26 protein-coding genes are annotated in these 26323 nt (G+C 45.8%); 12 read left to right on the top strand and 14 right to left on the bottom strand.

Annotated features, from left to right (window positions below; genetic code table 11):
* Positions 1-4 precede the first annotated feature (4 nt).
* Positions 5-508 (bottom strand): SixA phosphatase family protein, encoded by a 504-nt coding sequence (locus tag V7Q33_RS06095; protein WP_333819247.1) that lies wholly within the window; start codon positions 506-508, stop codon positions 5-7.
* Positions 509-572: 64 nt separating this feature from the next.
* On the opposite strand from V7Q33_RS06095, the gene V7Q33_RS06100 reads away from it, so the two are divergent.
* A complete protein-coding gene (locus V7Q33_RS06100; protein WP_333819249.1) occupies positions 573-1499 on the top strand; it encodes a lysophospholipid acyltransferase family protein in 927 nt (308 codons plus the stop codon).
* Between the two features lie 27 nt (positions 1500-1526).
* On the opposite strand, the gene V7Q33_RS06105 is transcribed toward V7Q33_RS06100, so the two are convergent.
* Together V7Q33_RS06105 and fmt are read right to left on the bottom strand one after the other, a co-directional pair.
* On the bottom strand, positions 1527-2027 hold the full coding sequence (locus V7Q33_RS06105; RefSeq protein ID WP_333819251.1) for a dihydrofolate reductase: 501 nt from the start codon (positions 2025-2027) through the stop codon (positions 1527-1529).
* Between the two features lie 18 nt (positions 2028-2045).
* Positions 2046-2966, bottom strand: a complete 921-nt coding sequence (gene fmt, locus V7Q33_RS06110; protein WP_333819253.1) for a methionyl-tRNA formyltransferase — start codon at positions 2964-2966, stop codon at positions 2046-2048.
* A gap of 162 nt (positions 2967-3128) precedes the next feature.
* Here fmt and V7Q33_RS06115 point away from each other — a divergent pair, with 162 nt between their 5' ends.
* Positions 3129-3533 carry a hypothetical protein gene (locus V7Q33_RS06115; RefSeq protein ID WP_331978491.1) on the top strand — a complete coding sequence of 135 codons (405 nt, stop codon included), beginning with the start codon at positions 3129-3131 and terminating at the stop codon, positions 3531-3533.
* Positions 3534-3540: 7 nt separating this feature from the next.
* Here V7Q33_RS06115 and V7Q33_RS06120 read toward each other — a convergent pair whose 3' ends face one another.
* Entirely contained in the window at positions 3541-3840 is a 300-nt protein-coding gene (locus V7Q33_RS06120; protein ID WP_331978493.1) for a DUF3817 domain-containing protein, read from the bottom strand.
* A gap of 89 nt (positions 3841-3929) precedes the next feature.
* On the opposite strand from V7Q33_RS06120, the gene V7Q33_RS06125 reads away from it, so the two are divergent.
* Entirely contained in the window at positions 3930-5342 is a 1413-nt protein-coding gene (locus V7Q33_RS06125; protein ID WP_331978495.1) for an APC family permease, read from the top strand.
* Between the two features lie 70 nt (positions 5343-5412).
* On the opposite strand, the gene V7Q33_RS06130 is transcribed toward V7Q33_RS06125, so the two are convergent.
* From V7Q33_RS06130 to V7Q33_RS06155, 6 genes are all read right to left on the bottom strand, one after another.
* On the bottom strand, positions 5413-6303 hold the full coding sequence (locus tag V7Q33_RS06130) for an SDR family oxidoreductase (protein WP_331978497.1): 891 nt from the start codon (positions 6301-6303) through the stop codon (positions 5413-5415).
* A 28-nt stretch (positions 6304-6331) separates the two neighbouring features.
* On the bottom strand, positions 6332-7207 hold the full coding sequence (locus tag V7Q33_RS06135) for a peptidylprolyl isomerase (RefSeq protein ID WP_331978499.1): 876 nt from the start codon (positions 7205-7207) through the stop codon (positions 6332-6334).
* A gap of 41 nt (positions 7208-7248) precedes the next feature.
* Positions 7249-8187 carry a hydroxymethylbilane synthase gene (gene hemC, locus V7Q33_RS06140; protein WP_333819259.1) on the bottom strand — a complete coding sequence of 313 codons (939 nt, stop codon included), beginning with the start codon at positions 8185-8187 and terminating at the stop codon, positions 7249-7251.
* Between the two features lie 48 nt (positions 8188-8235).
* Complete coding sequence (locus V7Q33_RS06145) at positions 8236-9357, bottom strand: DNA polymerase III subunit (protein WP_333819261.1); 1122 nt, start codon at positions 9355-9357, stop codon at positions 8236-8238.
* 1 nt (position 9358) lies between these two features.
* Complete coding sequence (locus V7Q33_RS06150; RefSeq protein ID WP_333819263.1) at positions 9359-10540, bottom strand: GlmU family protein; 1182 nt, start codon at positions 10538-10540, stop codon at positions 9359-9361.
* 159 nt (positions 10541-10699) lie between these two features.
* Positions 10700-10948: a type B 50S ribosomal protein L31 gene (locus V7Q33_RS06155; protein WP_254168550.1), complete on the bottom strand. Its 249-nt coding sequence runs from the start codon at positions 10946-10948 to the stop codon at positions 10700-10702.
* 198 nt (positions 10949-11146) lie between these two features.
* Here V7Q33_RS06155 and V7Q33_RS06160 point away from each other — a divergent pair, with 198 nt between their 5' ends.
* The 8 genes from V7Q33_RS06160 to V7Q33_RS06195 all read left to right on the top strand — a co-directional run bounded on the left by V7Q33_RS06160 (position 11147) and on the right by V7Q33_RS06195 (position 19033).
* Positions 11147-12874 carry a hypothetical protein gene (locus V7Q33_RS06160; protein ID WP_333819267.1) on the top strand — a complete coding sequence of 576 codons (1728 nt, stop codon included), beginning with the start codon at positions 11147-11149 and terminating at the stop codon, positions 12872-12874.
* Between the two features lie 56 nt (positions 12875-12930).
* A complete protein-coding gene (locus tag V7Q33_RS06165) occupies positions 12931-14751 on the top strand; it encodes an ABC transporter ATP-binding protein (protein ID WP_333819269.1) in 1821 nt (606 codons plus the stop codon).
* Positions 14752-14862: 111 nt separating this feature from the next.
* Positions 14863-15174, top strand: a complete 312-nt coding sequence (locus tag V7Q33_RS06170) for a hypothetical protein (protein ID WP_331978514.1) — start codon at positions 14863-14865, stop codon at positions 15172-15174.
* Positions 15175-15196: 22 nt separating this feature from the next.
* On the top strand, positions 15197-16735 hold the full coding sequence (locus V7Q33_RS06175; RefSeq protein WP_333819270.1) for a YifB family Mg chelatase-like AAA ATPase: 1539 nt from the start codon (positions 15197-15199) through the stop codon (positions 16733-16735).
* Positions 16736-16764: 29 nt separating this feature from the next.
* Positions 16765-17304 carry an ORF6N domain-containing protein gene (locus V7Q33_RS06180; RefSeq protein WP_333819271.1) on the top strand — a complete coding sequence of 180 codons (540 nt, stop codon included), beginning with the start codon at positions 16765-16767 and terminating at the stop codon, positions 17302-17304.
* Between the two features lie 88 nt (positions 17305-17392).
* Positions 17393-17833, top strand: a complete 441-nt coding sequence (locus tag V7Q33_RS06185) for a response regulator transcription factor (RefSeq protein WP_331978521.1) — start codon at positions 17393-17395, stop codon at positions 17831-17833.
* Positions 17834-17948: 115 nt separating this feature from the next.
* The gene (locus V7Q33_RS06190; RefSeq protein WP_333819272.1) at positions 17949-18482 is read left to right on the top strand and encodes a DUF4199 domain-containing protein; all 534 of its coding nucleotides are present in this window, start codon (positions 17949-17951) and stop codon (positions 18480-18482) included.
* Between the two features lie 179 nt (positions 18483-18661).
* On the top strand, positions 18662-19033 hold the full coding sequence (locus V7Q33_RS06195; protein WP_331978525.1) for a hypothetical protein: 372 nt from the start codon (positions 18662-18664) through the stop codon (positions 19031-19033).
* Positions 19034-19090: 57 nt separating this feature from the next.
* Here V7Q33_RS06195 and V7Q33_RS06200 read toward each other — a convergent pair whose 3' ends face one another.
* The 4 genes from V7Q33_RS06200 to V7Q33_RS06215 form a co-directional block, all read right to left on the bottom strand.
* Positions 19091-20740 (bottom strand): hypothetical protein, encoded by a 1650-nt coding sequence (locus V7Q33_RS06200; protein ID WP_333819273.1) that lies wholly within the window; start codon positions 20738-20740, stop codon positions 19091-19093.
* Positions 20741-20755: 15 nt separating this feature from the next.
* Positions 20756-21949 (bottom strand): hypothetical protein, encoded by a 1194-nt coding sequence (locus V7Q33_RS06205; RefSeq protein WP_333819274.1) that lies wholly within the window; start codon positions 21947-21949, stop codon positions 20756-20758.
* Positions 21950-22015: 66 nt separating this feature from the next.
* Positions 22016-24325, bottom strand: a complete 2310-nt coding sequence (locus tag V7Q33_RS06210; RefSeq protein WP_333819275.1) for a PAS domain-containing protein — start codon at positions 24323-24325, stop codon at positions 22016-22018.
* A gap of 78 nt (positions 24326-24403) precedes the next feature.
* Positions 24404-25195 (bottom strand): TrmH family RNA methyltransferase, encoded by a 792-nt coding sequence (locus V7Q33_RS06215; protein ID WP_331978533.1) that lies wholly within the window; start codon positions 25193-25195, stop codon positions 24404-24406.
* Between the two features lie 228 nt (positions 25196-25423).
* Between V7Q33_RS06215 and V7Q33_RS06220 the strand changes: the two genes are divergently transcribed.
* Positions 25424-26323, top strand: a complete 900-nt coding sequence (locus tag V7Q33_RS06220; RefSeq protein WP_331978535.1) for a class I SAM-dependent methyltransferase — start codon at positions 25424-25426, stop codon at positions 26321-26323.

Raw genomic sequence — 26323 nt, forward strand, 5'->3', positions numbered from 1 at the left:
AACTTTAATCTTCCTTACTCTTCGGATAATCAAAGAACAACATCTTGCCTTTACCCCACGTGGCATCTTTCCAGGAATCTATATTCAATTGAAATGCTACAATACCGCAGGTAGGTACATTGTCAATATCCAACTCGGCATCCTGAAACGAATTGACAAACTCGGTGAGCCCGGGATTGTGGCCGAATAATATCACCGAATTGTATTTGTCTTTGAGCCCCTGGATCAGCGAAAGGATAGCTTCTTCATCGGCGTGATACAGTGATTTTTTTGTCTTGATCTTTTCTTTCGCATACTTCAGCACCTCGGCTATACGTTTGGCGGTAGAATACGCGCGTTTCGCGGGGCTGCTTATAATCAGGTCGGGGTGTATATCTTTCTCCTTCAAACGCTTGCCCATGCGTGGAGCGTCATTCTTGCCACGTTCATTCAACGGCCGGTCATAATCATCCTGCAACGGATTGGCCCAACTCGATTTTGCATGTCGCACTATATACAAGGTTTTCATACCCCAGGGATGCTTGTTTCTAAAGTTTTACAAATCAATTTATTAACCATTATCTTCGCGCCACATGGATGGAGCCAAGAAATTACGCAGAAAGATACGGTATACGATCCTTTACCGCTTTGTTCAATTCCTGATTTTTATCTCCTCGCGTCTGCCACGGGTATTCTGGCTTCGCTTCTGTGGCATATTGGGCAAAATAGCGTATATGTTTGCCGTACAAACCCGCAGGCTTACGCTTAAACATCTCACCATGGCGTATGGAAAAGAGAAGAGCCCGACAGAGATCAGAAAATTGTCACGCAAAGTTTTTGAAATGCTGGGCAAAAATGCCGGCGATGTGCTGCGTGCATCCGGAACCGTAAAGGACTGGAGTGATATTGAGAAATTTCTGGTAATACACGGTTATGAGAACTATGAAGCTGCACGACAAAAGGGTAAGGGAATAGTTTTCGTGGCCTGCCATCTGGGTGCGTTCGACCTGGAGGTTACCGCAATGGCTGTACGCGGTTTGAATCCCAACATTATAGGCACGCCGCTGAAAGATGAGCGGCTGAATAAATTACTCTGGGGCTATCGGAATAAATATGGTGCAGTAGCCATTGAACGGGGGCGCGAAACGTTTCGCATGATAAAAGTATTGAAGTCGGGTGGAACCGTTGCATTATTGATCGATCAGGATACAAAAGTAAAAAGCCGCTTTGTAAATTTCTTCGGTATGCCTGCCGCTACCCCGGTGGGTGCTACTGTACTCGCCATGAAGACGGGTGCTACAGTTATTCCTACCTATATATACCTCGGCGATGACTGGAAGCAGCACATGCATCTTCTTCCGGAATTGCCCCTTGCGTTAACAGGCGATGATGAAGCCGATATGGTATATAATACACAGATTATGACAAGCTTTATCGAACAGCAGGTTCGTAAACATCCGGCACAATGGGTTTGGATGCACGAGCGCTGGAAAACAAAACCCGGCGAAGAGATTGTTTAGAATAATTGTCAGGCAGTATATATAGCCTTAACGCCTTTCGTACACCACAAAATCAAATGCATACGCATGCCGTTGGTCAGCCGGATGATGCTGCCGTGAAATCTCGCGCCATGCCTGTTTATCAAAAACAGGAAATTGTACATCGCCTGGTATCTCTGCCTGTATCTCCGTAAGATAAAGAAGATCGGCTACCGCTAATGAGGCCCGGTATATTTCAGCACCACCAATCACAAATGCTTCCTGTTCACCGCCTTCGCGTGCGAGCTGCAAAGCTGCTTCAATCGAATTTACAACCGTACAACCAGGCGCCTGGAAATCATCCTGATGCGTAACCACGATGTTGGTACGATTAGGCAGCGGTTTGAATTTGGCAGGAATAGAATCGTAATTCTTTCGTCCCATAATACAGTAGTGACCTTGTGTAGTGGTCATAAAGTATTTCATGTCATCCGGCAGGTGCCAGGGCAGATCGTTGTTCTTTCCGATAACACGGTTACGGGCGAGTGCGGCAATGAGAGAGATCTTCATAAATATATACCTGCAAAATTATACTTTGTTACCTCTGAAAAATTCCTGAATGGCCATGCGTTTTTTTCCTTCCGGCTGAAGCTCATCAACAGATACCCAACCGTTAGATGTTTTGATATAAAGATACTGCTTATTATCCGTGTCGATCGTGCCGGGCGTATCTTCTGTATTCTTTTTATCGGCTACCGATACACGAAAGATCTTGAAGTTCTTTTCACGGATAATTGTCCAGGCAGTAGGGTGTGGGTTAAGCCCGCGTACAAAATTTCGCACTGCTTCGGAAGGTGTATTCCAGTTTATCTGGCAAGTCTCTTTAAAGATTTTGGGAGCATGTTTGATCTCGACATCTGCAGGCTGCGGTATAGATGGATAATTACCCGCTTCTATACCGCGCACGGTTTTTAATACCAGCTGTGATCCTTTGTTCATAAGCCGCTCATACAGCGTACCCACGGTGTCATCTTCGTGTATCGGCTCACGCTCCTGGTATATAATACTACCGGTATCAATTTCGTGTTTTAAAAAGAATGTGGAGATGCCGGTTTCTTTTTCTCCATTGATAATGGCCCAGTTGATCGGCGCTGCACCACGATATTGCGGAAGTAAAGATGCATGTAAATTAAACGTTCCCAGCGGAGGCATAGACCACACTACTTCCGGCAGCATGCGAAAGGCTACTACAATTTGCAGCGTTGCCTGATAACTTTTCAGTGTTTCCAAAAACTCTGGCGCCTTGAGATTTGTTGGCTGCAGTACAGGGATATTGTGTTGAAGGGCACATTCTTTAACCGGTGAATAGGAGATTTTTTGACCGCGGCCCTGAGGCTTATCGGGCGCAGTAACAACGGCTACAACATCAATGTTATTCTCCAGAAGAATTTGCAGACTGGGCACCGCAAACTCCGGTGTTCCCATAAAAATGATGCGAAGGTGATTCATACTAGTGCCTGCAAATATATTGATTCTTCCTTCAGTTCACGTTGCGGAATTGTGTGTAATTCTTTCTACTGCTCTCATCTATAGCAAGATACACAGACACGATAGTGCAACCGTTGGATTGGCCTTAAACTTGCAATATCTGGTTATATAAACTCTGCAGCTATGAAACGGTTATTATTTGCGGTTTCAATTTTGGTTGTTCTTGGTTCATGTCAGGTAAACATTATTGAACCCCGCTACGATGCACGTGATAAAGTGACGGGATACTATGCGATGGAAGAATTCAGCGCAACGTTCAACGACTATACATACTATACTGTACAGGTGACCAAGTATGGTAACACCGGTAATGAAATATACCTCGATAACTTTTACGGAGCCGATATACAGGTGATGGCTTATGTGAATGGCGAAAAAATTACCATACCTTACCAGGTAGTGGATGATTACGAAATAGAAGGTACCGGCACCATGCAAGGTCTCAATGTAAGTCTGAACTATAGTGTTCGCGACTTATATAATCATACACAGACCAATTTCTGTGAAACCCGGGGAAACCGTAAGTAAAGTATAGTCAGTCTTCGCGAAATAGTTTCTTGTCGGCAATGAAGGTGCCAAACGGAAGGAGTGAAGCTACAAAGGCCAGTGCCGATTTCCCTACGGTCCACTTATACGCAATAGTGGTTTGTATCAACAGCAGTACATACGCTATAAAGAGCACACCATGCGCCATGCCTACAAAGCGTACAGGCTCCGGGTTGGACGCCATATACTTTAACGGCATGGCAATGCCCAGCAATACTAGAAACGAGATGCCTTCCAGAAACGCCACGACCCGCAAGCGGCCTAACGTAGTTGATAACAGGTTTGTCATGATTATTTTGTGAACTGAGATTCCATCAAAGGTATTTCGTTTTTGCCCGAAATACCTATCTTCCGAAATTATTTTAGTGACAAACACGCATGAGTGAGACAAACTTTAAACCTGTACTGGGGTTGTGGGACGCAACCATGATCGTGGCAGGATCTATGATTGGTTCCGGAATTTTTATAGTAGGCGCTGATATTCTACGGAATGTTGGTGGCTCCGGCTGGCTGATCGCCGTATGGCTGATTACTGGATTTATGACGATTACGGCAGCTGTAAGTTATGGCGAATTGAGCGGTATGTTTCCCAAGGCCGGTGGCCAGTATGTTTATCTCAAAGAAGCGTATAACCCCCTGGTTGCCTTCCTCTATGGGTGGAGTTTTTTCGCTGTAATACAAACCGGAACCATTGCTGCCGTAGGCGTGGCGTTTTCCAAGTTCACGGCTTATCTCATTCCTGCTGTGAGTGAAGATATAGTGCTGCTCAACCTCGGCTTTATACACATTTCACCAGCCCAGTTACTCTCCATCGTCATCATTGTATTGCTTACTTATATAAACACCAAAGGTGTAGAAGGAGGAAAAGTAATACAAACCACCTTTACCGTAGCGAAGCTGTTGAGTTTGTTTGGTCTGATTGTCTTTGGATTGATCATGATGAAAAGTGATGTATGGTCAGCCAACTGGACCAATGCCTGGACTATACATAAACTGAATGCCGATGGCAGCATAGAAAATTACATGACGATTGCCGCAGTAGGTGCGATAGCAGCCGCCATGGTAGGATCGATCTTCAGCAGCGATGCCTGGAACAATGTAACCTTCATAGCAGGCGAGATCAAGAACCCGCAACGAAATATAGGGCTCAGTTTATTTCTGGGTACGCTGATCGTTACGATCATTTACGTAACGGCAAACATCATGTATACGGCCGTGTTGCCGCTGCACGAGATAGCATTCGCTGAAAAAGACCGCGTGGCTGTTGCTGCATCGCATGTGATCTTTGGAAATATAGGCACTGTTATTATTGCCTTGATGATTATGGTATCAACCTTCGGTTGTAATAACGGGTTGATCCTGGCCGGAGCACGCGTTTACTATACTATGGCAAAAGATGGATTATTTTTCAAACAGGCGGGCCATCTCAATAAATTTGCTGTGCCACAGCAATCACTTTGGGTACAATGTATACTTGCCAGCATCTGGTGCCTGAGCGGCCGGTATGGCGACCTGCTGGATATGGTTTCGTTCGTGGTAGTATTATTCTATATGCTCACCATTGTCGGTATCTTTATCCTTCGCAAAAAGCGCCCTGACGTACCACGTCCGTACAAAGCATTCGGCTACCCCGTGCTGCCGTTGATATATATACTGATGGGCGTAACTTTCTGCTCTTTGTTGATATACTATAAACCTGCCTTTACCTGGCCAGGGTTGATCATCACCCTGATTGGTATACCTATATATTACTTTGCCGTGCAGCAAAAGAAGCAGGTAGAACGAATATAAGATAGTAGAAAAGCCATGAATCTCTCATGGCTTTTTACTTACTTCTTACTTCTGTCTTCTTATTTCTTATTTACATCTGCGATTCCAAAACCGCCAACCCCTCCGTAAACGAACGCGGCTCGTAGCCGAGATCCGTTCTTGCTTTATCGATAATAAACCCGGTCTTTGGTGGGCGTTTAGCGGGCTGGGTAAATTTGGTAGAGTCTGTTGCGTTGATCAGCGCTTTGTTTAGTTTGAAGTAATCGGCAGTGGCAATAGCAATGTCGTAAGGTGTAAGGAAATCTTTGCCGGAAATGTTATATATACCTTTCGCCTTCTTTTTGGCAGCCAGGTAGCAACCTGCAGCCAGGTCTTCTGCCAGCGTAGGCGTTCGCCACTGATCATTTACCACCTGAATTGTTTTGCCTTGCTCCAGGCTGTTCTTTACCCACAGCACTATATTCGAACGACTCATGTCGCGGGTAATGCCGAACACAAGCACTGTGCGCAGTATGGCCCAGTTGATTTTGCTTTTCTGCACTACTTCTTCTGCCGCCAGTTTACTCTCGCCATAGTAATTTACCGGGTTGGGCTTTTCAAGTTCATCCAGCGGACCGCGGGTGCCATCAAAAATAAAATCGGTAGACACGTGAACGAGGTGCACGTTATGCGCAGCACAGGCATTCACAAGATTTTCAACCGAAGTTACGTTGGCTTTCCAGCAGGCTTCACGATCCGTTTCGCACTGATCAACCTGCGTCATGGCGGCCGTGTTGATCACGGCATCCGGTTTTGTTTCTGCGAATACACGATTTACCGCTTCAGCATCGGTAATGTCGAGTGAATGAAATTCGCCTGTTGTAATCGGTAATACAGATTTACCACGTGCTGTAGCAATCAGTGTAACCGAAGGATCGGTCGCGAGAAGGTCCGTAAGCTTTTGGCCCAGCAGGCCATTGGAACCAGTAACAAGAATTTTCATGTCGATAAGAGAGGGATATATATTTTGATTATTTCTTTTTGGTATTTGCCTTCGGAGGGTAATGATACCCGTATAGTTTTTCAATCTTCTTTTTCGAAAGTTCTTCCACCGTCACCACCATGCGTATGTCTTCCAGTGGACGATCGGCCTGATCAGTCTGTTGCTCGGCAATTTTGTCGATCACATCAAGACCTTTAATCACCTTGCCGAATACAGTATACTCTCCATCCAGTTGAGGGGCGCCACCGATGGTTGTATAGGCTGTTAATTTTTCAGGAGATACTTCTCGCTCAGCCTTTATACCGGTTTGCTGTTCAACGCGGGGCTTTAGTTTCATGATGAATTCTTGTGCTTCTTTTTGATTGCCAGCCTGGAACAACCGGGCAATGGTATCGTAAGCCGGTTGGTTTGCAGGATTGCTGAAGAACTGTTGCAAGGCCTGGTTAAATTTAGCAGGATCGGTTTTTACTTCACCTTCCGAAATCTTGGAACCCTGCACAATATAAAACTGACTTCCACTGGAAGCACGCGAAGGATTTTGTTCGTTCCCCAAACGCGCTGCTGACAATGAACCTTTATCGTGATAATATTGTGGAACGATCTCGGCATCTACGGTATAGCCTGGTCCACCACGGCCCAGCATCTGACCCTTGCCGGCCTTTTTGGAATCAGGATCTCCACCCTGTATCATGAAGCCTTCAATAACACGATGAAAGAGCAGGCTATCATAAAAGTGTTCTTTCGCCAGCTTGATAAAATTCTGTTTATGCTTCGGGGTTTCATCATAGAGTATAGCTACCATATCGCCATATTTGGTTTTGATAGTAACTACATAATCTTTTTCCTGGGCGCAACAGGTAGTTATAAAACTGATCAGTAAAATAAGCAATAACGATTTGTTCATAGTAACGTACATGAGCGACTGTTTGAGGTATATATAGATGATTATAGTTGCTGTTGCTGGCGTATCTCTTTCAATATCTGTTCTCCGCCAATAGCGAGTACTTCGTTGGCTACGGATTCGCCAATCTCTTTGGCTTCTTCGGGTGAGCCGGAGCGTTTTACTTTTACCACGCGCTGGCCATCCAGTGAAATGATACCGGCCTTTAACGATACCAGGTCGCCATCGAGATGCGCATAACCGAATGACGGAATGCTGCAACCGCCCTGAAGCGTTTTTAAAAAGGCGCGTTCAGTACGAACGCATACTTCTGTTTGCGGATGATTAACCCACCGTGCTATAATTTCTTTTTTGTCGAACGCCAGTTTCTTATGGCATTCAACCGCTATACTTCCCTGACCTACCGGAGGAACAAAATAACTGGTTTCGATCTTCTCAACGATCAGGTCATCATAGCCCATACGATGAACGCCCGCATAGGCGAGGAGCAGTGCATCGCATTCGCCAGCCTGTAATTTTGATAAGCGCGTTTGCAAATTACCACGTACGGAAACTGCCTTTACATTCGGATAGAAGTGTTTCAGAAACGCTACTCTGCGGGTAGATGAGGTTCCCACTACAAGTTTATCGGAAGTAATTTTGATTTCCTTTTTTGTGCTGATGAGTACATCGTTTACCAGTTCGCGTTCGGTGAAGGCTACCAATTCCAGTTCTTCCGGAATTTCGGAAGAGAGATCTTTGGCGCTGTGCACCGCTATATCAATGGAGCCATCGAGCAGTTTGGCTTCGATCTCTTCGGTAAATACACCCTTACTTCCAATCTTCGCGATCGTTACATCGAGAATCTTGTCGCCACGTGTTTCAATGGGAATGATCTCGGTGCTGTAGCCCGAAGGCTTGATGAGGCTGGCAATATGTTCTGCCTGCCAAAGTGCAAGCTTGCTTCCCCGTGTACCGATGCGAATGGTTTTTGAATTGGGCATTGGGATGTATATTAAATGCGTGAGAAAACAGTATATATACCGAACCTGCTAAGGGTTCAGGGTTTTCGATAATTTCAATGAAAGATCAAGGAAGATCATCTTGGCGCTTCCGTTGCGTTCCAGGTGATAACTGGCATCATTCAATAACTTGAAAGATTTCTCCACCTTATCCAGTGTTAACACTTTACTGAAGTCTTGCACAAACTTGAGCTCATCACCGCGTGTGCGGTTCATATCACCGGCACCGGATATATTGAGCAGCGACTCGCGCATCATGTTCATGCTATAGCTGATCAGGTTTCGCTGGTTGAGTTTGTCGAGCGAATGATAGTCGTCTGCCATGGCCACCAGCGAACCATAACTTTTCCGGAAGCAGGCCCGCATCCATTCGATGAAGCGTTTGGTGTTATCGTCTTCCTCGCTGTCGATCAGTTTGATCGCGAAGTTGAGATTTCCCTCGGCCAGTTGTGTGATCTTGTCAGCCTTGCGTTCATCCAGCGAATGCTTCTCCATCAGGTAAGCCTGCACCTGCTCATCGTGCAGCAAGGGCACCGTTACAATCTGCGTACGCGAAATGATCGTAGGCAGAAGCTTATCGGCAGCATTGGTCACCAGGATGAAGAATGTTTGTGGAGGTGGCTCTTCCAGTATTTTCAATATACCATTGGCAGCGGCCGAGTGCATAAGCTCCGGTTGCCAGATGATCATAACTTTATGCGGACTTTCAAATGGCTTCAGAGAAAGTGTTTTGATTATCTCACGACTTTCTTCACGCGATATCAACGCAAGTTTGTCTTCACCGCCGTAGTAATTCGTCCAGTCATCCAGTGAGCCGTAGGACTGCTCCAACAGAAATGCACGCCAGCTTTTTAGTATCTCGGCTTTGAAGCGGTCTTCATCCTTATCATTCTTGACATTGCTTACCGGAAAAACAAAATGCGTATCGGGGTGAATGTACTTGGCGTTCTTGGAACAGGCGGCACACGTTCCGCAGGCATCGTCTCCTTTATTCTCACAATGCAAATAAGTAGCGTAAGCCAGCGCCAGCGGCAAATTCAATGCGCCAGCGGCTCCTACAAAAAGCTGGGCGTGTGCTGTGTGATTATTTTTAACAGCATCAATGAGTAGTTCTTTAACGTCTTGTAATCCGGGTATATCAGCAAACCTCATGTTATTTCTTCTCCCACCTGCGGCTTAGGGCAGAGGTCTCAAAGATATGGGAGAGAATCTCTTTATCCACATCCGAAAAGGTAACATTTCTTCTTGCCATTACGCGCTCGGCAGTTTCGAGCGCTTTGTTCAATTGATAGGTCTCAAAGCCGGAGGCACCACCCCATCCAAAAGATGGTACATAATTAGGAGGGAAGCCATGCCCGAACACATTGGAAGATACATCCACCACGGTGCCGGTGTTAAACATGGTGTTGATGCTGCATTTGCTATGGTCGCCCATCATCAATCCGCAAAATTGGAGCCCTGTAGGTTCGTAACCCTGCGTGGTGTGATCCCACAGCTTGACGTGGTCGTAGTTGTTTTTGAGATTGGAGGTGTTGGTATCGGCTCCCAGGTTACACCATTCGCCCAGCACAGATGCGCCTAAAAATCCATCATGTGCTTTGTTACTGTATCCAAAGATCACAGAAGTGCTTACTTCGCCACCTACTTTCGAGAATGGACCTACCGTTACATCGCCACGAATCTTGGCGCCCATGTTTATATGCGCTCCTTCACACAACGCAAACGAACCGCGAATGATGGCACCTTCCTGAACAATGCTTTTTTTGCCGAGATAGATAGGCCCTGATTCAGCATTGAGGATGGCCGCGCGGATATAGACGCCTTCTTCTACGAATATATCTTCGGGCGAACCGTAGATAACGGTATGTTTATCGTCTATGCTGGCTGATTTTCTTCCGGCCGTAATATGTTTGAAATCCAGCTTGAGCTGTGCGGCGTTTTCTTTAAAGATCTTCCAGGTTTTATCAATGACCGTAATGGCCCCTGTATATTCTATGGTATTGGATGCGCTCATCTCTTCCGTTGGTTCCAATGCTGCGATAAGTCGTGTTCCCTGCGCCAGAAAAGTATGCGGCTGCATGTTGCGGATTGCGGCTACGAGGTTTTCATCGGGACATACCGCTCCGTTAATAAGCAGGTTGCTGTTGCCGGAGCGGGCCGGATATTTTTTCTGCAAATAGTCTACGGTTTGAAAGGAAGCCTGCGTTTGGAGCCAACGCTCCCATTTTTCGCGAATGGTGAGGATGCCAACGCGGATATCGGCCACCGGACGTGTGAATGTAAAGGGCAGGAGGGCTGTGCGGACAAGGGGGTCGTCAAACAAAATGAGATTCATCCGCCAAAAATAGAATTAGGGATTTACCCTAAAAAGGGCGATTCTGCTGTGCGCGGGCACATGTTCGGGAATATTTTTGGTCCATCGCCAGAAAGGCATACCAACAAAAAAGCCCTCGTTTCCAAGGGCTTTTCTCTCTCCATTTAAAAGAAGAAGTTATTATGCTTTCTTCTGATACTTGTTTTTGAATTTCTCCACGCGGCCGGCTGTATCTACAAACAGCTTCTTACCTGTGAAGAAAGGATGCGAAGCAGAGCTCACTTCGACTTTAATTACAGGGTATTCTTTACCGTCTTCCCACTTGATGGTCTCTTTTGGAGACTGTGTAGAACGGGTAATGAACTTATGATCGCTGGATGTATCCCAGAAAACCACGTCTTTGTACTCTGGATGAATGCCTTTTTTCATATCGATTCTTGCGTTATTCCTCTAAAAGGACTGCAAAGATAAGGACAATGACCTTATTTACAAGGGTTGGCAATAAATTTCCAGGAGTTGTCGCATGGTTGAACTTGAACTGGTTTTAGGAAAATGAGGCTTCTGCCTTACGTCAGTGTGCAACAACCGATTCAGAAGGTTACCTTGCAGCTTTTTAACGGAAGCCCCATGCGCTCTATTTTACTGATCTCCTTGTTCCTGATCCTCGCCGTTGTTGCTCACGCACAAAGCCCTTATGTCCCGCTAAATGAAGATTACTATCAATGGGTAGACCGCTATGAAGTAAAGATGGGCACGGTAATGCCGCAGTTCTTTACATCGGTGAAGCCCTATAAACGTTCGGCCATCATCAACTTTGTCGACTCGGTAAATGCGATGGGCGGCTTTCAATCGCGTGTAGACAAATTTACTTACGATTACCTGCGCAACGATAGCTGGGAGTGGTCGCGCGCTGAAACCAGCGATAGCAAAAAGGCCTTTCTCAAAACATTCTATAAAAAGAAATCAGATTTCTTTCATGTTGATATACCAGAATTTGATCTTCATATAAACCCGGTGCTGTATGTGGGGATGGGTAAAGATTCGCGCAGAGACGAACGCCTTTTTACCAACACCCGCGGTGTGGAAGTGCGCGGTATGGTAGATCGCAAAGTAGGCTTCTATACTTATCTGACGGATAACCAGATGGTGTTGCCATCGTATGTGTGGGATCAGATGCGGTTGAACCCGGTTGTGCCACACGAAGGTTTCTGGAAGGATTTTAAAAGTGGTAAAGGTGTAGATTTTCTGCAGGCACGCGGGTATATAACGGTAGATGCTACCAAGAGTATAAATCTGCAGGCCGGGTACGATCGCTTCTTTATAGGTAACGGTGTGCGTTCTTTCATCTTCTCAGATTATGCTCCGCCGGTATCCTTCTTCAAAGCAAATATCAAAGTATGGAAGCTGAACTATATGTACTTCATCAGCGAGATGACGGCTGATGTGAGTGCTTCCCTGGGTGGCAGTCGCTCGATGGATCGCGGTTATCCTGATAAATATGTAACCTTTCACCACCTGAGCCTGAACATTGGCAAGAAGCTAAATATAGGGGTATTCGAGTCTGTAGTCTTCAGCCCGGATGATACAACCGGTGCAGGTAAATTTGAGTGGGCCTATCTGAACCCCATCATATTCTATCGCGCAATAGAACAACAGAATGGCAGCAGTGATAACGTATTGCTTGGTTTTGACTATAAATGGAATGCTGTTAAAAAACTTTCTTTCTATGGACAGTTTGTGCTGGATGAATTTGTGCTGAGCCACATCAAGGCTGGCGATGGTTGGTGGGCTAATAAATTTGCCGTGCAGGTAGGCGGTAAATATGTAGATGCTTTTGGCATACCGAATCTCGATTTGCAGGGAGAAATAAACATTGCCCGGCCGTTTACCTATTCGCACAATACACAGTATGCAAACTATACTAACTATCAGCAGCCTATAGCGCATCCGCTGGGAGCGAACTTTAAAGAGGTAGTAGGTATACTTCGTTATCAGCCTATACCCAAATTGTATGTAACCGGTAAGTTAATGGTGTCGCGCATCGGCCGCGACTCAACCGATTATGACTGGGGCAGCGATAAAACTCCTACCTACAAATACAACTGGGGCAGCGACTTGCTGAAGAACAACAAAACCCGCGAGAAGGAACTCGGCAACACCATCGGGCAAGGCTTCAAAAACGATATTGTTTACGGAAGTTTAACGGCATCGTGGCAGTTCAAGCACAACCTGTTCATTGACTTGAACGTGGTGCTACGTAACAGCAAGAGCGTGCTGGCATTCTATAACAACAATACTTCAATAACTTCATTAGCTTTGCGCTGGAATATTGCTCAGCGAACGTACGAGTTCTAGCGGAGAATGATACTGTGATGCGATTTGTACAAAAGCTAAAAGCACTTTACTAACACATGAAGATCTATTTGCGCATTCTTCAGTATGCCCCGGGCATACGATCCCAACTGATCAAATTTTTGATTTACTCCATACTCGCATCCATATTTAGTGCCATATACCTGGGGTTACTGCAGCCAATGCTTGATATATTGTTTATTCAGAAAGTTGACGCTGGTGCAACGAGTTATCCTGAGTTTGCCTTTTCGATGGACTACTTTAAAACAGTAGTGAAATATTATTTCAGCGATGTTATTCATGAAGACGGACCATTGCAGGCCTTGCTATATGTGTGTCTGTTCATTGTTACGTTCGTGCTATTCTCCAATGTATTCCGCTATATGGAGCGCATGGTGGCTTCGCGGGTAAAGGCGGATGTAGTGAAAAACCTACGCATTCATATATTCAAAAATGTATCGCAGCTTCATGTAGGGTTCTTTAATGATCAACGCAAAGGCGACCTCATCTCCCGATTTACCAATGATGTGGGCGAAGTTGAAAATACAGTAGTAAATGGTTTCAAAGCTGTAAAGGAGCCTATCACGCTCATCACCTATATTATCGTTCTCTTCTCCATCTCAACCAAGCTTACGCTGTTTACGCTGATCGTGTTGCCACTTACCGGTGGTGTGATCTCTGAGATCATCAAGCGATTAAAGAAACGTGCCGTGCAAAGCCAGGAAACGATGGGACGCATCGTAAATATATTGGATGAAGCTTTCAGTGGCATGCGCGTAATCAACGCCTTTAATGCCCGTGGCTTTTTACTCAGGAAGATTGAAGATGAGGCAACGTTTCACCGCAAGGTAAATTTATCGATCTCGCGCAAGAATGAACTGGCATCACCATTGTCAGAATTTCTGGGTGTGATCGTAGTGGCATTTATATTATACTATGGTGGCCAGTCGGTAATGGCGGGTGATAAAGAGCTTCCTCCGTCTGCATTTATACTTTTTCTTGCAGTATATGCATCGATGATACAGCCTGCCAAAAACTTTTCAAACGGAGTTACATCACTGCAAAAAGGTGTAGTATCTGCTGAGCGGATTTTTGCTATTATCGATACGCCTTCGGCTATACAGAATAAACCCAATGCTATACACCTTGAACAGTTTAAAGGAAGTATTGAATTTAAAAATGTAGGCTTTGCGTACGAGCGCGAACCGGTGTTGAAAAATATCAACCTCAAAATTGAAAAAGGTAAAACAATAGCATTGGTTGGTCCTTCGGGCGGAGGTAAATCTACACTGGCTGATCTCGTTCCGCGCTTCTACGATCCGGTAGAAGGAGATGTATTGCTCGATGGTATTTCGCTGCGCGACTATGAACTGGAATCGCTCCGAAAACAGATGGGCGTAGTGACGCAGGAGTCTATTCTCTTCAACGATACAATCTTCAATAACATTGCATTCGGTATGCCGCATGTAAAAGAAGAAGATGTTATACACGCGGCGAAAGTGGCCAATGCACACGACTTTATTATGCAGACGGAAGAAGGATACCGGACGGTGATTGGTGAGCGTGGTTCAAAACTTTCCGGCGGACAGCGCCAGCGGTTAAGTATTGCCCGGGCTGTGTTGAAAAATCCTCCGATCCTGATACTCGATGAAGCAACATCAGCGCTTGACTCTGAATCAGAGCGACTGGTGCAGGATGCATTGAATAACCTGATGAAGAATCGCACATCGATTGTTATCGCACACCGGTTAAGTACGGTACAGCACGCCGATGAGATCATTGTGATTCAGCGTGGTGAGATCGTAGAGCGTGGTCGTCATGATGATTTGATTCAGAAAGACGGGCTTTACAGAAAGCTCAAGGATATACAGCGTGTGTAGAATTATTATAAAGTTATACCGGAAGGTACGTGGTTTACCGAATGTCAGATTTTTCATTTACCTTTAGTCAGTATATTATTTCAATTCTATAAGGACTTTAATGGTACTCACATGAGTAAGAACAGAGTTATTTTTTATATAGTATTTGCAGCTTTTCACCTGGGAGCTTTCATTTTTACCGTTGCCCTGGATAATGATACAAACCTTCTCTTTAGTATGGTAAGCTGGGTGCCTACCTTTAAGTGGATTACGTTTTTTGGATTATCACTCTTAATTGCAGACGTTATTTGGTCATGGATTATCAATCGCGATTCGAAAAAAGAAAAAGAAGCCCTCACACACGAGCTCAACACGCTCAAAGCAAAATTATTCGATCTTCAGGAAGCTGCCCGGCAAACTCCGAAGTCTCCTTCACAACACTAGGTATCTGTAACTTTCTTCCGCCATGGTAGCAAAAACTTTTGGCGGAGCCGTGCACGGTGTAGATGCGCGCACCATTATGGTAGAAGTGAGTGTGGGGCAGGGCACACGTTTCTATATGAGCGGCCTTCCCGACAATGCAGTAAAGGAGAGCCAGCACAGAGTGGAGTCGGCACTAAAAGCTGCAGGTTTTTTTATGCCGCGTAACAAAACGGTTGTAAACCTTGCACCGGCCGATCTTCGTAAAGAAGGTTCAGCTTATGATCTGCCCATTGCATTGTGCATTCTGCGAGCGTCCGCGCAAACAGTAACAGACCGGTTGGAGCACTATATCATTATGGGAGAGCTTGCGCTCGATGGACGGTTGCGTCCTATCAAAGGTGTGCTGCCCATTGCCATACAGGCAAGGAAAGAAAAGTTCAAAGGATTTATACTCCCCAGCGACAATGCGCGCGAAGCAGCTATAGTAAACGACCTGGATATCCTTCCGGTAAGTACATTAAAAGAAGCGATCGATTTCCTGGAAGGTAAAATTACTATTGAGCCGTTGCGTGTAGATACGCGCGAGGTATTTGCGTCCAAAGTAAATCACTACGATACCGACTTTAAGGATGTTCAGGGACAAGAGAATATAAAGCGTTCGCTTGAAATTGCTGCAGCCGGTGGTCATAACGTGATCATGATCGGTCCTCCCGGTGCAGGAAAAACCATGCTGGCCAAACGCCTTCCTACTATACTGCCTCCGCTTACGTTGAATGAAGCATTGGAGACAACCAAGATACATTCTGTTGCCGGGAAGCTGGGACGCGATGCCGCATTAATGACCATGCGGCCATTCAGAAGTCCACATCACACGATATCAGATGTTGCACTGGTGGGGGGCGGAGGTAATCCGCAGCCGGGAGAAATATCGCTGTCGTGTAACGGTGTACTGTTTCTTGACGAGCTTCCTGAATTTAAACGTAGTGTGCTTGAAGTGATGCGGCAGCCGATGGAGGAAAGAAAGGTCACTATATCCCGCGCGAAGCTCTCTATTGATTATCCCGCCAATTTTATGTTGGTGGCCAGTATGAATCCTTGTCCATGCGGATATTTCAATCATCCGGAAAAAGAATGCGTGTGTGGCCCGGGTGTAGTGCAGCGTTACCTCAGCAAGATCAGTGGGCCGTTGCTCGATCGCATCGATCTGCATGTAGAGGTAGTGCCGGTAAGTTTCGATGAGATGACTGCCAATCGCAAAACAGAAACAAGCGAGGAGATACGGAGTCGTGTTGTGCAGGCGCGTGCTATACAGGCGGAGCGATTCAAAGATCAGGCAAATATATACTGCAATGCCATGATGCCTTCTAACATGGTAAAGGAAGTGTGCAGTGTAAATGATGCAGGTAAAGCTTTGTTGAAAACTGCGATGGAACGACTGGGGCTTTCGGCGCGTGCGTATGATCGTATATTGAAAGTATCGCGCACCGTGGCGGACCTTGCGTCTTCGCCGGAAATAAAAGTTGAGCATCTTGCAGAGGCAATTCAATATCGCAGCCTCGACCGCGATGGCTGGGCAGGCTGATGATGTGCTGTAGTAAAGTATATATCGATATGAGTAAAAAGATAGCTGTTATTCCCGATCAGGTTTTGATGAAGAAGATATTCATCGTACGGAATCAGAAAGTAATGTTGGATACTGATCTTGCCGGGCTTTATGGTGTAGAAACAAAACAACTGAAGCGTGCTGTAAAGAGAAATGCTGAGCGGTTTCCAAAAGACTTTATGTTCGAGTTAAATAGTAAAGAGATCGCCAACTTGAGGTGCCAAATTGGCACCTCAAGTTGGGGCGGAGCACGCTATATACCGATGGCTTTTACCGAGCAGGGTATAGCGATGCTGTCCAGTGTGTTGAACAGTGAGCGTGCTATTCTTATGAACATCCATATAATTCGGGTGTTTACGCGCATGCGTGAGATGTTACTCACACATAAAGACATCTTGCTACAGTTGAAGCAGCTTGAACGAAAAGTTACCAATCAGGATGGCGATATAAAACTCATCTTTGAATACTTGAAGGAGTTACTGAATCCAAAAACAGGACCTATGCGAAAGATAGGGTTTCGGAGAAAAGACGAGTCAACGATAGATTAGCAATGCCGTTGTACAGATAGTTTATTTTTTGTTTTTCGCAACGGGCCTATCTGTATACTTTGTTCTGAATGCGTAATTTTGACTTGACGTGAAACGCATCATTATACTCTATAGCCTCGCACTTGCAGCACTGGTATTTGTATTAAAATTTCTGGAATACCGATTTATTATACGCGATCTCTCCCTCGAATTTTATATGGGAGTGATCGCGTTGTTGTTTACCATAGTCGGGATATGGCTAGGGCTAAAGCTCACCCGGAAAAAAGTCATTGTCCATGTTTCTCAACCTCCTGTTCGCGATGTATTTCAGATTGATGAAAAGATGCTGCAGCAAACCGGCATCAGTAAACGCGAATACGAAGTTCTGGAACTGATGGCCAAAGGGCTCTCGAACCAGGAAATAGCCGATAAGCTTTTTGTTTCGCTTAACACGATAAAGACACATTCCTCCAATCTTTTTGTAAAACTGGACGCCAAAAGAAGAACCCAGGCCATTGAGCGGGCCAAGCAACTGCGGCTTCTGCCCTGAGCAATACATAAATCTGGTCCTTTCGGGTGAATAAGTCTATATTGAACAGAATCATACTTTCGGGTGAATGTCAAGAACCCACGAAATCCTTGATTTGGAGAAAAATAAACGCACTATGAAAAAGATAATTATCACCAATGGCCTCATTGCAGGCGCGATTGTATCGTCCATGTTTTTGATTACACACCCACTCTTCGATAAAGGCATCCTCAATTATGATAATGGTATGATCATCGGCTACACCTCGATGGTCATTGGGTTATCGCTCGTATTTGTGGGAATCAAAACCTACCGCGATCAGCATCAGAAGGGCGTGATTACGTTTGGCAAGGGTGTGCAGATCGGGTTGCTGATAACCCTTGTGGCTTCTATCGTGTATGCGCTCTGCTGGGAGGTATCGTTCAATACATTTGCATCTGATTACACTGAAAAGTATACGCAGCATTATGTGGATAAAATGAAAAGGGAGGGTGCCAGCGAAACGGAGATCACTCAGATGCGCACAGAGATGGCAGAGTTTAACGAGTACTATAAAAATCCCATTATCCGCTTTGGTGTTACCATTATGGAAATAGCGCCCGTGGGAATTGTTATCACACTCATCAGCGCAGCGCTTTTGAGACGAAAAGAATTTCTGTCCGCCACCTGATATAGTGAGTCTATATTTCAATGTAAATGGCCTCCTGAAAGGAGAAAACGCTATTGGCGTAACCAAGGTGTAACATATATATGTGAACACGTATGTGCACAGATGTACAGGTTTAGGTAATGATTGTATATTGGCAATAAATTTGTATCTCCCATAGATATTGTCAGTATATAAATAGAATGACCTACTCTGAGAAACTCGAAAATGCAAAGATTCTCTACCCGTTCGATCGCTGGCTGGAAGCTTACGATCAAGGCCTGGACCAGTATTCGGATGAGAATTGCGATCGTGCCAAAATTATACTTGATAACCTCATCGATAAATTGATAAGTCTGGAAGAGACTGCTTCTATCAATGATAAGCTGGGGTTATTTCGCGAAGCTGTTGAGCATCTGAATTTTCTGAATGATGAAATTGACGGTAGTCTTATTGAAACGGGAGAACGTGAAGACCTTTGCACGCTGTTCAATGAAATAGCTACGGCAGCGGGTTTGAACCCAACAGAGTATGGAGGAGGGGAAGGCATTGCTTCCGAATGGTGCGACTGGTAAAAGTATAGATTGAATGAATAAGAGATAATGGGACCGCTATGCATAACGGTCCCATTTTTATTCTACAACCGTATCGAATGCACTGTTCAGTATTTTTCCATTGCGCTTCAGCTGTATCCAGATGCGATAATTACCGGGAGATGGAAATGCATAGGGGAATTTTACAACAGAATGTTCTGCGTGTGTAGTATCATCCGGGGAATGATACATGCTGCCCATTAATGCTTTGTTGCGTTCGTCTTCGCTCATGGCATCGAGGCGGGCAACGACCTGATTAACACTGTCTATAAAAAGAGTACCTCGCGTTATCTTTTCCCATTGCACCGGGCCAGCTTCTTTTTCGAAGCGGGTAAGAATAGTTTGTTGAGATGCCATGGAATAATTTCCTACCGGGTGAAGGTGTATATAGGTGCTGCCATCTGTTTTCATAACCACAGCGTGGCCTTGCATGCCGAGGTATGGCTCCAGTATAGCAGGCTTGCCATGCTCATCCTGAATAGCAAAGGTGAGTTCGTATAGTTTACCCGCAGCGAATGATGCATTGGGTTCGTGCTCCCAGATGGCAAATGAACCATCGGCCAGCGCAGTTTTTACTCCGGGTTTACCGCAGAGTACAATATTATCTGCCTGCATGCTGGCCGAAGTTGCGTCTCCAACCGGTGTTGTACTGTAGAAAGTATCATCACGATCTATAGCCGATGAGTCGATGGATGTGAGTACTGCAGGAACGGAAGCGCCTATCTCCAGCGTGTCAGGTATAGTTTCTGAAAACCCGGTGAGGCGCGTAATGTCGGCAAACACTAAGTATTTACCGGGTGGGAGTGGAGGCAATGGTGTAACAAAAGTTGCCGAATCTTTACGATGGGGATGCAGGTGCGCGAATACATCCATGCTGCCGGCTCTTACCAGAAACATGTGCATAAGCTTGCCATGATCCGGAATTATATAAGAAAGTCTGCGCGTGTTGAACAGATTTTGCAATCGGGTAGTATCGATGCGGAACTCGAGTATATTTCTGCCTGCTGTTTGCGTAACAACCGAGGTTGCTTTAAAGGGTTTGTAAGTAAAGCGCCTGTAGCGGTTAGACCAGCTATCCCACCACGTTTTTCCACCCCAGAGCACAAGCAGTAAGAGTATAAAACTTACGGCACTGCCAATCCAGCGTTTGCGCGCTATAGCAGCGGTAATTTCTTCTGCCGGCTTTACCTGACCATCGCCTACGCTGGCACCAATAATCGTGATCATTAATCCTACCAGAAGAACACACAGCGCTAACAATATCCATCCCAGTGATGAAGGCATTTCTTTTTGAGCGGTAGACACAGCCATTACCGGCACGAGTATCTTTCCTTGCCCGGCATCGCCTGCTATATCCAGTTCTATACCAGAGGTGCCGGCACTCATCAGCCACACCATTCCACGAAAGTGGCCGGGTTCTCCTTCTACAGCGAGAAGGTCATCCGCAGCAGGAGTGCCTTCATCACCTGCAAACCAGTAGGCAGGCTTCGCCCCGATCGTGCGAATGCCGGATGTTTTGGTATATACATCCACTGTGGCAGTGCCCGGTATAACATCGGGTGGCGTAATGAGAACCATTACCGCATAGGCACCTGCTTTACCTTCAAACGTTACTCCGGGACTGCCGATGTGTGCCTGGGCCAATGATGAAAGACAGCCTAATAAAATAATGCACAGTAATTTCTTCATACTGAAATGCGTTTGTTACCGTACAATTTTTTTCATCCAGCCGCCCCATGCTATACCTACACGGGCGGAGAGTACAGCGATAGCAAGCGCTATAGCAAGACCCTGGGTGAGATCTATACCACTGGATACCATCCAGTCGCCAAAGGCATAGCGGTATTGCCAGGCAGGATCGGAGCCAAAGTACCACTTGGATGTTCCGAAGAACCAATGACCTCTCGAAGCCATGAGGACATTGGCAAAGGGCCATTGCAAAGCGAACAGGATGATGAGAAAGAACGCACCATATACTACCGCACGATACCAGCGGTTTTTAGCCGCAAACCGATGCGTGATGAGATCGATAACAATTGCCGGGAAGATGATCAACAAAGGAAAGTCAAAAGGCTGAAAAGTAGTAATTGGATTCAATACCGGACCCAATCGCGGAGAGGCAGGGAACAATGGCAATATCCAGTTGATCACCATCAGAAATATAGTATATACCAATGCCGCTTGTGTAGCGCCCCATTTGGTTTTTGATGCATGGGAGAACGCCACAAGGAACAACGGGAAGAGCAGCGAGGCTACCTGATAAAACAATACACCATGCATATCGTGTCGCGACAGATACTCGGATGCGATGGTAAAGATCATGGTGAGTACAAACCCGCCCGATAATGCAAAGAGTATAGAAAAGTTCTTGTTCAATTCTCCTTCAACTGATCCGGTATGCAAGTTCTGGTACGTGAGCACACTGATGATGGCACCAAACTGAATGGTGATCATACCCAGTAATAACACGGTGTGTGGCGGTGATAAAATGGTTACATCAAGTCCGTAGGTGTTATGCCACCAGTCATCGAAAGGAGCCGAGGTAAGCATGGCAATTGCGCCCCAGATGCAGAAGAGGTTGCCGAGCGATCCATAAAATATACCCCAGAAGCGTATCGTTTTGCTGCGCTCGGGGGGAGTGCCTGCCAGCGTGATCTTGAGTACGCGGAAGCCCGAGAACAGCCCTGCCGTAACACCGCCCAGGTAAATAGCCAGGTGAGGTGCCGAGAATAATCCATCGCGGCCTATACTGGTATGCCATGATATATCCCATATCAAACCGATAATGATACTCAGCGAAGAGAGTACGGTGGCGTACAAGTAAACAGGTACATGACTTTTAGCCGATGTGGTAATGATTTCCGCACTGGTTGTGGGTTGAAGGGTAATGGAACTCATAATAACGTTTGTGAGAGAACGAATATACGGTAAAAAATATGGGGAAGCGAAACCGGTAAGGTTACATCAGAACCGAATGATAAACGTAGTGCCTCTATCCACTTCACTTTCAACAGCCACCGTTCCGCCCATTGCTTCGATCTGTGTTTTGGTGAGGAAAAGACCTACGCCGCGTGCTTCCTTGTTGTCGTGAAAGGTTTTGTGCAAACCGAAAAGTTTTTCTCCGAACCTTTCGAGGTCTATCCCCAGGCCGTTGTCGCGTACACGAAGTTCCGTTCTGCCCTCGTAAGCATCCGATGAAATATGCAAAGTCAACTGACGGTCAGGCGAGCGATATTTGATAGCGTTCGATAACAGATTCTGAAATATACTTTCGAGGTATGTCTTCGGATATACAATCTTTGGAGCAAGATTAAAATCGTAGGTAACATTGGCAGCGCACTGAATGAGCTCACCTTCCAGCGATTGTATCACTTTATCAAGTATATCTTTAAAACGAATTTCAATCCGTTCGATCTCTGTATCATTCTTCACCTTCAGCGTTTCCATCAGCTCATTCATCGTTTCGCCCAGGTTGTTACTCACATTCCTGATCTTCTCGAAGATGAGTCTATAGTCGTCTATTGAGCTTTGGTCATTAACAAAATTGATGAGTGCTTTGATGTTGGCAACCGGCGAGCGCAGGTTGTGAGAGATGATATGGGCAAATTCATCAAGTTGCCGGTTCTGCTCCTGCAAGCGCAAAGCTATTGTTTCAAGGTTTTGCTTGGAGAGCAGTAGTTCTTCTTCCGATTTTTTGCGCTCAGTAATATCAATCGCTGAGGCATAGATCAATTCATGTTTGATATCGCTGCCTGATCCCCAGAGCAGCCAGCGATAGGAACCGTCTTTACAGCGATAGCGATTCTCGAAGGTTGCCAGGTTATTGCCGTTTACAATGTGCGCCATGGCTTGCGCGGTAGCGTTAATATCATCCGGGTGAATAAACTCTTTGAGTGGCCTGGACTTCATCTCCTCTTCTGTCCATCCTAATAAATAATACCAGGCGGGGTTGAGCTTTTTGAAGTATCCATCAAATGTAGCGATGGCACTCAGGTTTACCGAGTTGTTGAACAGGCGGTAATTCTCTTCCGCAACTTTCAGTAATTCTGTTTCAGCATTCTTCTGTGCTGTGATGTCGGTAATGATGCCTTCAATCATCAGCAAATTATCAAGCTCATATATACCGGCGCCTACTTCTTTGATCCAGCGTATTTCTCCAGACTGATGGTATATTCTATACTCCAGCAAAAAACTTTTACGGGCAGCCAGCGCCTCATCAACAGTTTTAAAAATATCTGGCGCATCTTCCGGATGAAAAATATTCACAAAGTTTGTTTTGCCTGAAACAAAATCTTCAGCCGTATACCCTGTAATATCTTTTATACGCTCGTTCAGGTATATCATGGAGTACGTTTCGTCATTGCGGCAGAGATAGATTGCTCCCGGCATGTTCTCGGCCATCAGCCGGAACTTCTTTTCGCTTTCACGAAGCAGAAACTCGGCCTGCTTCTGTGCCGTAATGTCGCGCACCAGTATAATTACCTGCTCATCGTCAATGTAAGATATCTTGGATGCGTTCCAGTGATTGCCATTGGGCAACGGATACTCCAGGTGTTGCGATACTTTCGTAGTAAATACTTTCGCGATGGCTTCTTCGTATAAGATCGACAGCGGCTGCGGTAAAACTTCATTCATGGTTTTACCTATATAATTCTCGCGCGATGGCATCATGAGCAGATCATCCCGCTTGGTCCATACATTGGTAAATACCCGCTTACGGTTAACTTCAAATACCAGGTCGTCAATAGAGTTGAGTAATATCTGGAGGTGAGCCTCAGACGAGCGAACTTTCTCTTCAATCTTCTTTTGTTCGGTAACATCGGTAGCGATGCCTGCATAGCCGATAAGCGATTCCTTTTCATCCCACAAGGCGGACACTGAAAGTATAACGGGAAATCGCTGCCCGTTTTTGCTGATATACGTCCACTCGCGGCGCTCCGATACTTTGCGTATACGTGACCTGAAAACCATGGCATCAAAACCAGGTAGTATAGTTTCCTGAAGTTCTTCCGATAGTCTTTTAGCGTGGAGCACGATTTCGTCCGGGTCATGAAACAACACCGGAGTATGTTTGCCGATTACCTCTTCGGCTGTAAAGCCGAGCAGTTTTTCAGCCGCCTGGTTAAAGCTTGTTATAATGCCCTCTGGAGTGGTGGAAATGATCGCCAGTTCGGTGGCGCTGATAATGGCCTCCTGCAAACGATAAGCTTCCGCCAAAGCATTTAAAAACTTATCGTCCGGTATATACTTGCGCGAAAGCGGTAGATTCTCCATGAAAGGGTATGGGCACAGATACGAATTTACTGCATTTTGGGGAAGGTATCCCTATATGGATGTAAAAATTACGAAGGTTCACGAAAAGCCACGCTGGCGTTTGGCCTCAAAAATAACTACTGCAGCAGCGGTGGATACATTCATGGAATCTATTTTTCCCTGCATGGGAATAATGATGTTGGCATCGGCATGTTTAACCCATGTATCGGAGAGGCCGGTAGCCTCTGTGCCCATAACAATAGCGCTGGGCCTGGTGAAGTCGGTTAAGTGATACGGTTTGGAAGCCTGCAGATAGGTGCAGTAGATGGAGATGTTATTTTTCCTAAGCCAGGAAATTGTTTCGTCTGATGTTGCCGAGGCAAGCTGGCTGGTAAAGACACATCCTACGCTGGAACGGATTACATTGGGATTATAGAAGTCGGTTTGAGGATCGCAGATAATCACCGCGTCCACGCCCGCAGCATCGGCCGTACGCAAGAGCGCGCCCAGGTTTCCCGGCTTCTCTACGGCTTCGACTACAAGTACCAATGGATTAGACCGGAGCTTGAGCTGATCAAGCCGATGTGTCTTTTGCTCTGCTACCGCGATGAGTCCACCCGTGCCTTCGCGTACGGCAATTTTTTCAAACACTTCCCGCGATACCGGAATCAGCAACTGATCAGACTTGGCGAACGATTTTACTTCCTCCAATGAAATGATCTCTTCGCAGAAGAAGAGATTGCCGATCTTATAGCCCGCTTCGAGGGCCAGTCCTATCTCTTTTTTTCCTTCGATCAGAAACAGACACTGCTTCCTGCGCTCGCGAGGTTTTTCAAGCGCGATCAGGTTTTTGATCTTCGGATTCTGCGTGCTGGTAATCTGAAAGTGCATATGTTTGGAGCTTAAGCTGAAAGCGCAAAGCTAAAAAAAGCTGGTTGTTGCAGGAAATGCAAGTCGGGAAGTCAGAAAGTCCGGGAAGACGGAAAGTCTGAGAAGTATAGCACGCTATATCTTTACAGTAGCCTCCATCACTCTCCAGACCCTTACTCACACTTCCAGCAGCTAGTGGCTCGCAGCTGTTTTAAGCTTTCAGCTTTAAACGTTAGCTTTGCCCTCTTTATGGAACTACTGCATCCTTCTTCGTGGAAAGACTACGAGCTGATAGATTCGGGCGATGGTGAAAAGCTCGAACGTTTTGGAAAATATACTTTGATCCGGCCTGAGCCACAGGCTATCTGGAGCAAGTCGCTCCATGAACAGAAATGGAAAGAGATAGCCACTGCCAAATTTGTGCGGGAGCAGAAAGATAAATTTCGTTTCTCGGATGATGTGAAAGGCGGATGGTCGCGGAATCCCGGAATGCCGGAGTCGTGGAATGTGCAGTACCAGTATAAAAATCTTAACCTCACCCTTCGCCTCGCGTTAACGAGCTTCGGCCACGTTGGTGTTTTCCCCGAGCAAGGCAATAACTGGAATTTTATATATGATACACTTACAGGCTGGAATACAGACAAAGCCCGCGTGCTGAATTTATTTGCCTATACAGGAGCGGCTTCTGTAGTAGCGCGCACTGCCGGCGCAGAGGTAACACATTGTGATGCATCACGCCCCGGTATAAACTGGGCGAATCAGAATATGCAGCTCAATAATCTCGATAATATACGCTGGGTATATGAAGATGCTTTCAAGTTTGTAAGGCGTGAAGTAAAGCGCGGTAATAAATACAACGGTATCATTATGGACCCGCCACCTTACGGACGCGGCCCGGAAGGAGAGAAGTGGACGCTGCAGGAGCAACTCAACGAGCTCATTGGTATGAGTAGCGAACTGCTAGAAAAAAAGAAACACTTCTTTGTGCTTAGTATGTACGCCGTAGGCTTATCGCCCATTGTAGGATTGAATGTAGCCAAATCACATTTCGATATACCCCAGGCTGAGTTCGGCGAATTCTTCCTCAAATCAAAACAGGGCAAAGATTTACCCATGGGTACTTTTTTGAGATTCGCCAGTAAAGCTTAG

It is taken from the genome of Ohtaekwangia sp. (assembly GCF_036786105.1).
In the GTDB taxonomy this organism is placed as follows: Bacteria; Bacteroidota; Bacteroidia; order Cytophagales; family Cyclobacteriaceae; genus Ohtaekwangia.